Raw genomic sequence first — 9,178 nt, forward strand, 5'->3', positions numbered from 1 at the left:
CCCGCCTATTCCGCAGCCATCTGCCGGGCGGCAGCGTGCTTGTTCTTCACCACGACCTTGATCGCGTCCTCCACCCGGTCCTTGGCATAGCGCAGCGCCTCGGCCAGATCCTCCATGTCGAAGGTATGGGTGTGGATCAGCGAGGCGTCGAAGCGCTTCTGCCGCATGAAGGCCTCGGCGCGGTGGGTCGCGGTCTTGCCCTCGCCGCGGATGCCGTAGAGGTAGATGTTGTTGCGCACCAGATAGGCGACATCGACCTCGGGCGCGCTGCCCGGGAAGGCGGCCAGGCAGATCTTGCCGCCGCGGTTGAGCATCTGCGCCGCCTCGTTCACCGCCTGCGGCGCGCCCGAGCATTCGACGACATAGTCGACGCCCTTGCCGCCGGTCAGCTCGCGGACCTTCTCGACGACATTCTCGTTGCGGACGTTGATGACATGGTCGGCGCCGAGCTGGCGGCCGATCTCCAGCCGGTTGTCGCGCGTGCCGGTCAGGATGACGGGCTGCGCGCCGAGCGCCTTGGCCACGGCCGCGCCGAGAAGCCCGATCGGGCCCGGGCCCGAGACCACGACGCTTTCGCCCGCGACCAGCCCGCCGAGCTCGGTCAGCCCGTACATCGCCGTGCCGGCCGTGACGACCAGGGTCGCCTCCTCGTCGGTCATGCCGTCATCGACATGGATCAGCGTGTTGATGTTGTTCACCGCGTATTCGGCGAAGCCGCCATCGGTGGTGAAGCCGTTGGCGCGGTGGCCCTTGTCGACATCGCCGTAGTTCTTGCCGTAATTGTGGCACGAGGTGTACATCCCCTGGCGGCAGCGCTTGCACTGGCCGCAGCCGGCATGGATCTCGACCGTCACCCGCTCGCCGATGCGGTACTCGTCGACGCCCGGGCCGAGCGCCACGACCGTGCCCATGTATTCATGGCCGGGGGTGAAGTTCTTGTTGAACGGATCGCCGCCCTGGATCATCGCGGGCGGGCCGTGATGGATGATCTCCAGATCCGTGGCGCAGATCGCCACCGCGTCGATGCGCACCAGCACCTCCGCCTTGCCCGGCGCCGGAACCGGCTTGTCGGCCAGCGTCAGCTCCCCGGGATCGCCCAGCACCCAGGCCTTCATCGTCTCGGGGACCGGAAAATCCTCATGGGTGGTCACGTTGTCAGGCAGTGACATGCAGCATCTCCTCCGTTGCTGTCAGGCCCGCGGCCGCTGCGCGGCCTCGAGCAGTCTCGAAAAGTCGTTGCCGGCCGCGATCATCTGGGTCACCAGGTGCCGCCGGTAGGCGTCGCTGTCCTCGGCCGTCGCATAGGAGACCGAGATCGCGCCGATCACCGCGCCCGCGCCGTTCCTCAGCGAGGCGCCGATGCAGACCGTGCCCTCGCGGAACTCCTCGTCGTCGAGCGCGTATTTGCGCCGCCGGGTCAGCCGCAGCTCCTCGACCAGCCCGCTGAGGCTGGTGATCGTGCGCGGGGTATAGGCGGCCAGCCCGTTCGCGGAGATCACGCGGACCAGCTCGGTATCGGGGATCCAGGCGAGGATCGCCTTGCCGGTGGCGGTGGCATGGGCCGCGCCCATCTTCTCCACCTCGTCGGGCTCGACGGTGCGGCCGTTCGGATCGGGGATGCTCAGCTTGGTCAGCAGCTTGCTTTCCGACAGCACCGCCATCTGCACCGCATGCGCCAGCCGCCGGCCCAGCTCGCGCAGCGGATCGCGCAGGATCACCGCCGGGTCGCGCTTGGCCTCGGCCATCTCGTTGAGGTCGCGGATCCGGTGGCCCATGACATAGGTGCGGTTGCGGCCGTACTGCTCGACATAGCCGCGCGCCACCAGCGTGGCGGCGAGGTGGTGGCAGGTCGAGGTCTTCAACCCGCTCGCCGCGGCCAGATCCGACAGGCTGATCCCCTCGGGATGCTGGGCCACCAGCTCCAGCAGGGTCAGCGCGCGCTCGACGGACTGGATGGTCCTGACCGCGCTCTCCCTCTGGGTCGCATCTATCCCCGCCCCGCCCGACGCGATGTCGTGCGGGTAACGGTCATCCGCTACCAATTTCATGATTTAGGCTCCTCTTGGGGCAAGCTTCTCAAGACGCCCCCCGCGGATCAAGAAAAATTGCCATTATCGCATGCGAGTCGACATCGTGAAACGCAGGCGGAAAAAACCGTTGGATTCCGGTGCTGCAACTGCGAAAGCCGATTTCGTCGCAGCGCAGCATCCGCGGCGCGGCGCGCCCCGTTCACGGCCTTTTCCGGACATGGGAAATGCGGGCGGGACCGGCCCCGCCGGGGATCCCCCGCGCCGCCCGGCGAGGCCGCGCATCGTCTCCGGGGGACGCTCGCCGAAGAGCCCGGCATCGTCCTTCGCGACGCGGCGGAAATGCCAGAAGCCCGAGCCCGTCGCCGCATCGGTGACGTTCGCCCCGCCGCGGCTCAGCCGCAGTGCGCGGATACAGGCGGCCGGGCGCGAGCCCAGCTCTTCCTCGCAGGCGCATTGCAGCGTGCGGCGGCTGATGCCGATCCGCTGGCAGGGGAGCTCGATATTCCGCTCCTCCTCGCCATCGGCCAGCTCCACCGCGGCGATCACTTCCATGCGCCGCCGCAGCGTGCCGGCCCGGCCGCCCTCGGGCGCAGCCGCCGCCCCGGTCGGCTCGGCCAGCAGGCAGCTGCGCCAGTTCACCCGAAAGCGCCGCCATCTGCCCGGGCGACAGCGTGCCCGCCAAGCAGCTCCGCCAGCACCTGGCGCAGCCCGGCAAGGGCCTCCGCCTCCACCCCCAGAAGCTGCGCCCGTCCCAGCCGCGCCATGTCCGCCCCGCCGACCCCGGTGGCCAGCAGCCGCCGCGGGACCACCGCGACCGCCATGTCGAGCCCTTCGGGCGTGTGGACCTCGAACCCGTGGCGCCCGGGAACAGATGCAGCCGGCTGCCGCCGCAGCGCGCGCCGCAGAAGCTCGCCGCGCCGCGGATCGCCAGCAGCAGGCCGACCGCGACCATGCCCTCGCCGAGCTGGCCCGCCTGCAGCAGGGAATGGCTGGCTACTTCGCGGAAGAGATGGGCGCCGGCCAGCTCGCCCGGGAACGCCCCGCCCGAAAGCTGGCTGCAGCTCTGGGTCCAGCCCTCGAGCAGCGCCGACGGCGCCTCGATATCCGAGGTGCGGCTGAACCGCGTCAGCGGCGGGTCCCGGGATGGCAGCTCCGGTGGCATGGGCAGCGCGCTCTGGTCGGGTCGGACGGAGTCTCCCGCAGCGCCGGATCCGGTCCGGCAGGCTGGACGTGCGGCGGGGTCTCCGCCAGGACGCGGGACGCGTTCCGATTACTGGTCCAGAACCGCGAACGGCCGCATGGCACATGGGCAGGCGGCAAAGCACGTCCGGGCAATCCCGCCGCCAAGGCAGGTTTGCCCGGACGTGCTTTGCCGCCTGCCGGTGCTGTTGCCCGCCCAGTACCCGGCGCGGCGGGTCCGACCGGTTCCGCGCACAGGCAGCGGCGAGGAACGCAGATGTCCTCGACACAGCATCACCAGCTGAGCAAGTCGCGCGGCACCGTCCAGCTCTGCGGCATCGCCGCCGGCCTCGTGATCCCGGGCGAGCATTTCGGCTGGACGGCTGGGGCACGGCCGGCACGCTGGGCTTCCTCGGCACCGCGGGCTTCGTCGCGCCGATGTGCACCACCTTCATCTTCAGCTTCACCGAGCTCGCCACCTCGATCCCGCATGCCGGCGGCCCCTTCGCCCATGCCCGCGCAGGGCTGGGCGGGACCGGCGCCTATTTCGCCGGCATGGCGACGCTGATCGAATTCCTCTTCGCGCCGCCCGCGATCACGCTGGCGATGGCGCCCACCTGGACATCCAGTTCCCCGGGCTCGATCCCAAGACCGCGGCGGTCGGCGCCTGCGTGATCCTCATGGCGCTCAGCATCCTCGGCGTGTCGCTCGCCGCGACCTTCGAGCTGGTCTTCATGGGCGTCGTCGCGCCGGGCTTCTCCCGGGCGAATTTCACCGCAGGCGGCTGGATGGGCGCGGACGCGGTCTCGATCACCGCGGTCTCGGGCATCTTCGCCGCGATTCCCTTCGCGATCCGCGTCTTCCTCGCCATCGAGGACGTGGCCATGGCCGCCGAAGATATGGGCCCCCAAGCGTTGGGTCCCGCGGGCCCTTCTCTTCGGCATCCTGACGCTGGCGGCGCTGGCGCTCGGCGTGACGGTCTTCGCCGGCGGCGCGGGCGACTGGACGGCGCTGGCCAGTATCAACGCCCCGCTGCCGCAGGCGATGCGCTTCACCGGCGACAGGCTCTCGGCCACCGCGGTCGCCGCCAATGCCGCGCCGCTTCTCGCTGCGCTCCTTCGGGCCGTCGCCGCCCGCGGCCGGGAACTACGTCCGGTCGCCCTCCCGCGGCTGATGCTGATGCTGATCGGCGACCGGCCCGGGCTCAGTTCGCCCGACAGCCTCGGCGCCTGCCTGACCTACGCCCCCCGGCCCGGACTGACCGACGAACGCCGCATCTGCGTCTCGAATATCCGCCCTGCCGGGCTCCCCTATGACGCAGAGACGCACAAGCTCTTGTTCCTGAGTTGCGAATCCCTGCCCCGCGGCCTCTCCGGCGTGGCGCTGAAGGACGAGACCGACACCCTCGCCCCGGCCGGCGCCCTGCCCCCGGCCCCCTGACCCGGTACGGGACGGCGCTTCTCCGGCGTCATTCGCGGATCTGGCGCCGTCCCCTCCCCGCGGCCCGCACGTCCGATAAACCCCGGAAAAGCGCCGCCGATTCCCTCTCCGGCGCCCCCGCCCTCGCGGCAGGCGCCGCTCAGGCCCGCGGCGGCGCGGCAATTTCGCCACGGATCCCGGCCCGCCCGGCGGTCCGGCGCCACCCGCGCGCACCATCCCGACATCGCCGCGCCGCCCTGCGAAACATGGCGCAAACCGCCCTCCGGCGGGTGCACCGCGCCCGGTCCGCAGCGCCATGTCGCGGCCAGAGCCCCGATCTCGGCATTCGCCGGTTCTGTCCGCCGAGCGCGTTCATGTCAGCAAACTATAGATCTGGGGGGAAAACGTGATATGGAAAGGCAAAAGAGAATCTTAGAGGCAGACATGTCAGCCGGAATCCTGGCCTCCGAACAGCTGATGTCCTTCAGCTCGATCATCGATACCGCGCTCTCGCAGCAGCGCGAACTGCTTTATGCGCCGGACCAGCGGAAATCCGACAAGCCGCTGCGCCCGTTCTCCGTGCGCGAGGTCAGCCATGCGCTGAAAGTGAAGTACAATTCGCTGCGCCAGTATCTCAATGCCTTCGAGGGCATGCCGGCCGGCACGCTGGAATCCGGCAACCGCAAGTTCTTCTCCGCCGAGGAGATCAACCAGATCCAGGAAGTCCTCTACCGCGAGGGCAAGATCGGGCCGGAGCGCTACCCCCGCCGCCAGCAAGGCGACAAGCAGGCGCGGCTGGTGGTCTACAACCTCAAGGGCGGCGTCTCCAAGACCTCGCTCTCGGTGAACCTGGCGCAGTTCCTGGCGCTGCGCGGCTACCGCATCCTCGCGGTCGACCTCGACCCGCAGGCCAGCTTCTCGGACATGTTCGACATCCAGGCCGACCTCGACGGCCAGCCCTCCGTCTATGACGTCCTGCGCTATGCCGACCCGGCCACCGGCGAGGGTCCGATCCCGATTACTGACGCGATTCAAGCCACTTACGTGCCAAACATCGATATCGTCCCGGGCTCGATGGCGATGACGGAATTCGAGTACGAGACCTCGGCCTCCTTCCGGCAGAACGGCGACGGCACGCCCTTCCACCGCCGCATCACCGATGCGCTCGACCTCGTCGACGACTATTACGACCTCGTCCTCTTCGACACGCCGCCGCACATGTCCTTTGCGGTCATCTCGGCGGTCTTCGCCGCCACCGGCATGCTGATCCCGCTTTCGGCAGGGATGCTCGACGTGGTCTCGCTGGCGAAATTCCTGGAACTCGCCGCCTCCACCATGCAGGTCGTCGAGCAGCACCAGGACAAGCGCTACGACTTCATCCGCTTCGTGCTGACCCGCTATTCCGCCTCCGATCCGGCACAGCTGCAGCTCAGCTCCTTCCTGCGCAGCCATCTGGGCGGCGCGATGCTGAAGCACGACTTCGTCAGCTCGACCGCCATCGCGGATGCGGGCAACACCATGAATCCGCTGCTGGAACTCGATCCCGGCAGCTTCCACCGCAAGACCTACGACCGGATCTTCGATTCGCTGTCGGGCATCGCCGACGAGGTCGATGCCGAGATCCTGCGCGCCTGGAACCGCACGCCCTTTGAACGGGAGGATAGCTGATGGTCCGCCGTCCCAGACAGGCCTTTCCGACCGCCACCGGCGGCGGCGAGGACAAGCCCGCAACCGCTGCGCGCCGGGCCCCGATGTTCGCCAAGGGCGCCGCCAGCCTCGACACCGCCGCCCGCTCGGCCGCGGCCGAGGACCGGATGTACCGCAACCTGGCGCTGGAGCTGATCGACCCCTCGCCGATCCGCGACCGGATCGACCTGACCGAGAATCTCGACACGCTGAAACGCAGCCTCGAGGAGGACGGCCAGCAGATCCCCATCCTGGTCCGGCCGAAGCCCGGCTCGGAGCGCTACGAGATCGTCACCGGCCGCCGCCGCCTGCAGGCGATGCGCGATCTGGGCCGCGGCACGATCCAGGCCTTCGTCCGGCCGATGTCCGACGAAGAGGCCTTCGTCGCCCAGGGGGTCGAGAACAACGCAAGGCTTGAGACGTCCTTCATCGAGCGCGCGCGCACCATCCTGTCGGCGCTCGAAGCCGGGTTCTCGCAGACGCAGGTGGAGAAATTCCTCGGCGTCGACCAGACGATGATCTCGCGGATGAAGTCGATCTATACCGGCCTGGGCGAGGATCTGGTGCTGGCGATCGGCCCGGCCCGCGGCATCGGACGGCGCAAATGGGACCGCCTTCTGACCCTGGTCCGCGCCGACGGCCGCGCGGCGGCCGCACTGGCCTCCGAGGTGCCCGCGGGCATCGCCGATAGCGCCGAGCGATTCGAGGCGTTTCTCGGCCAGATGGAAGACGCCGCCCCTGCCCCCGCCCCGAAAGCGGAGAAGCCGCGGCGCGACCCGGCGCCGAAGGACATGTCGAAACCGCTCAGCACCACCCGCAAGGGCCGCCGCCTGGTGATCCAGACCGGCGAGGCGGTGCCCGCGGAATTCCTTGATTTCGTGGAGGCCTGCCTGCCGGGCCTCCTGCACCAGTTCTACGACAGCGCGCCCGGGGAGACCGAGGGCGACTGACGCCCCTCCGGGGGCAATCCACCGGTCCCGAGCAGCGGCGCCATCAGAGCGCCGGGACCCAACCGAAACGAGAGAAGGAGCAGACAGCAGGCAAAAGAAAACCCCTCAAAGCCGAGGCTCCGAAGGGCTTCCGAGATTTGTAGCATCCTCTTGGTACCCGAAAAAGCGAATCCAAGGCAACACCGGATTTCGGTGAACGGGGAAGTTTTGCCGTCTGATTGAGGAATGACACAGGTTATCCCGGCGGATCTTCCGTCCGGGCACGGAGATCCTTTGTCTCCGGCCCCCCGCCCCGGCGCGTTCATCCTGGACCGCTGGCAGGTTCTGCAACTGGTCAAGGACACCTCCCGCGCGCTCGGACTGGGCGAACGCGAGATCGCCGTCCTGGCCGCCCATCTCAGCGTCCTGCCCAAGGGCCCGGTCCGCGCCAACCAGCTCTTGATGTCCTATGCCGAGATCGGCGGGCTGCTGGAGCGCGCCAATTGCATGGACGAGCGCCGCTTCCGCCGCGGCGAGGCCCGCCTGGCCGAGATCGGCCTGGTGACGCGCAAGCTCTCCGGCAACGGCCGCCGCTACCCGGTCCGCGATGGCCGCGGACAGATCGTCGACGCCTACGGGATCGACCTGCGCCCGCTCTTCCTGCGCGCCGCGGAGCTGGAGGAGATCCGCACCCGCCTGGCCGAGGAGGACGCCCGCCGCCGCGCCCTGCGCAGCCGGATCAGCGCCCGCCTATCGGCGCTCCGCCGCGAGGGAGCCGAGGCCGCCCTGCCCTGTCTCGACGCCCTCCAGCGCCTCTGCCGCCGCGCCCGCGCCAGCCTCTGCGAGCTCGCCGCAGCCGAGCGCCAGCTCGATGCCGCCGAAGCCGGACTGGAGCAGGCAACGTCCGACCCCGCGCCGCAGCCGGACAGACAGGCCGCCATTGCCGGACACTCTGTCCGTTCCAAAGAGTCCCCAGAAAAAGAAACTATAAAGCCCGCGCGAGAATCCGACATCTGGAAGCTCTGGCAGGCGTCACCGCGATTAGCCGCCTATTTCCCCGACCCTCTTCGTGACCGCGATGACCTCCTGCGGCGGATTCTGGATTTTCTTGGTTTTCTTGGAGTGAAGGGATCCAGCGCGGTGGAGGCCTTAGCGCGGATCCCGATCCCGGACATGCTTAGACTGCTGGAGATGCTTCTTGGCCGTCTTTCCAGGATCGACAACCCCGCCGCCTATCTGCGATCGATGCTGGCGAATTACGATGGACCGGAACGCGGATCGGCGCGAAACGGCAGGCAATATGACCGCGGTCATAACCGCGGAGGCTTGCGCCTCCGTTCGTTGGACCGGGCGTGTACGCCGTGACTATGGCGGCTCGGTTCATGACTGTCGCTCCGGCATGAGAATATGACCGCGGTCATAACTTGGCCGATGCGGACATGACCGCGGTCATAGGCCATGGTGACTGCTGTTCTTCCGTCGGGTCGAGACGCGACCAGTACCGCCGCAACGGCATGCCTTGGGCGCCGCCCGAGGCGCCGACTCAGAGAATGGGAATTGTGCCTGACAGGACGCCGGGAAAGGCAGAGCGCGGGGCAGCGTCCTTCGAGTGGACGTGCCGAGCGAGCGACATTGCCGACCGGTGCTGCCTTGAAATTTGGCGTCCTTCGACCAGTCGTCTAAGACTGCGCTGTTCCTGGAGGCCATATCTAATGCTGGACTCCACGTGGCTCTGCCGCAGACAGACGGCGCATCCGATCAGGCATTCCGGCCGTCTTGGCCGCTCCGGAAACCGAAGCTCCGCAAAGGATAGGCATCCTGCGGCCTGTGTCGCGGCCGGACGGTAGCGAGGGATTTCCGGCGTCGCATGCTTCGGGGTCCGATCTTCACGCCAATTGGAACCGGGCGATCTGTTGCGTTCCATTTGCCGGGCTT

The 9,178-nt window shown here is 68.6% G+C and carries 8 protein-coding genes and 1 pseudogene; 5 read left to right on the forward strand and 4 right to left on the reverse strand.

Annotated features, from left to right (window positions below):
• Positions 1–5 precede the first annotated feature (5 nt).
• From FGX59_RS07090 to FGX59_RS07105, 4 genes are all read right to left on the reverse strand, one after another.
• On the reverse strand, positions 6–1,169 hold the full coding sequence (locus tag FGX59_RS07090; protein ID WP_138465830.1) for a zinc-binding dehydrogenase: 1,164 nt from the start codon (positions 1,167–1,169) through the stop codon (positions 6–8).
• A 21-nt stretch (positions 1,170–1,190) separates the two neighbouring features.
• Entirely contained in the window at positions 1,191–2,048 is an 858-nt protein-coding gene (locus FGX59_RS07095) for an IclR family transcriptional regulator (RefSeq protein ID WP_138465831.1), read from the reverse strand.
• Positions 2,049–2,111: 63 nt separating this feature from the next.
• Positions 2,112–2,582 (reverse strand): helix-turn-helix domain-containing protein, encoded by a 471-nt coding sequence (locus FGX59_RS07100; RefSeq protein ID WP_206078303.1) that lies wholly within the window; start codon positions 2,580–2,582, stop codon positions 2,112–2,114.
• Between the two features lie 83 nt (positions 2,583–2,665).
• Positions 2,666–2,851 (reverse strand): hypothetical protein, encoded by a 186-nt coding sequence (locus FGX59_RS07105; RefSeq protein WP_138465833.1) that lies wholly within the window; start codon positions 2,849–2,851, stop codon positions 2,666–2,668.
• Between the two features lie 635 nt (positions 2,852–3,486).
• On the opposite strand from FGX59_RS07105, the pseudogene FGX59_RS39600 reads away from it, so the two are divergent.
• The 5 genes and pseudogenes from FGX59_RS39600 to FGX59_RS07130 all read left to right on the forward strand — a co-directional run.
• Positions 3,487–4,259, forward strand: a pseudogene (locus tag FGX59_RS39600) (ethanolamine permease); the annotation flags it as partial.
• Positions 4,260–4,388: 129 nt separating this feature from the next.
• Positions 4,389–4,649, forward strand: coding sequence for an ethanolamine ammonia-lyase light chain EutC (locus FGX59_RS39605; protein WP_370295855.1), 261 nt, complete (start codon positions 4,389–4,391; stop codon positions 4,647–4,649).
• Positions 4,650–5,072: 423 nt separating this feature from the next.
• Positions 5,073–6,296, forward strand: a complete 1,224-nt coding sequence (gene repA, locus FGX59_RS07120; protein WP_171060548.1) for a plasmid partitioning protein RepA — start codon at positions 5,073–5,075, stop codon at positions 6,294–6,296.
• Positions 6,296–7,264, forward strand: coding sequence for a plasmid partitioning protein RepB (gene repB, locus FGX59_RS07125; RefSeq protein ID WP_138465837.1), 969 nt, complete (start codon positions 6,296–6,298; stop codon positions 7,262–7,264). The genes repA and repB overlap by 1 nt, the downstream gene beginning before the upstream one ends.
• 225 nt (positions 7,265–7,489) lie before the next feature.
• Entirely contained in the window at positions 7,490–8,608 is a 1,119-nt protein-coding gene (locus FGX59_RS07130) for a helix-turn-helix domain-containing protein (RefSeq protein ID WP_138465838.1), read from the forward strand.
• Positions 8,609–9,178 lie beyond the last annotated feature (570 nt).

Origin of the sequence: Poseidonocella sp. HB161398 (genome assembly GCF_005870025.1) — a bacterium.
Lineage (GTDB): Bacteria > Pseudomonadota > Alphaproteobacteria > Rhodobacterales > Rhodobacteraceae > Mangrovicoccus.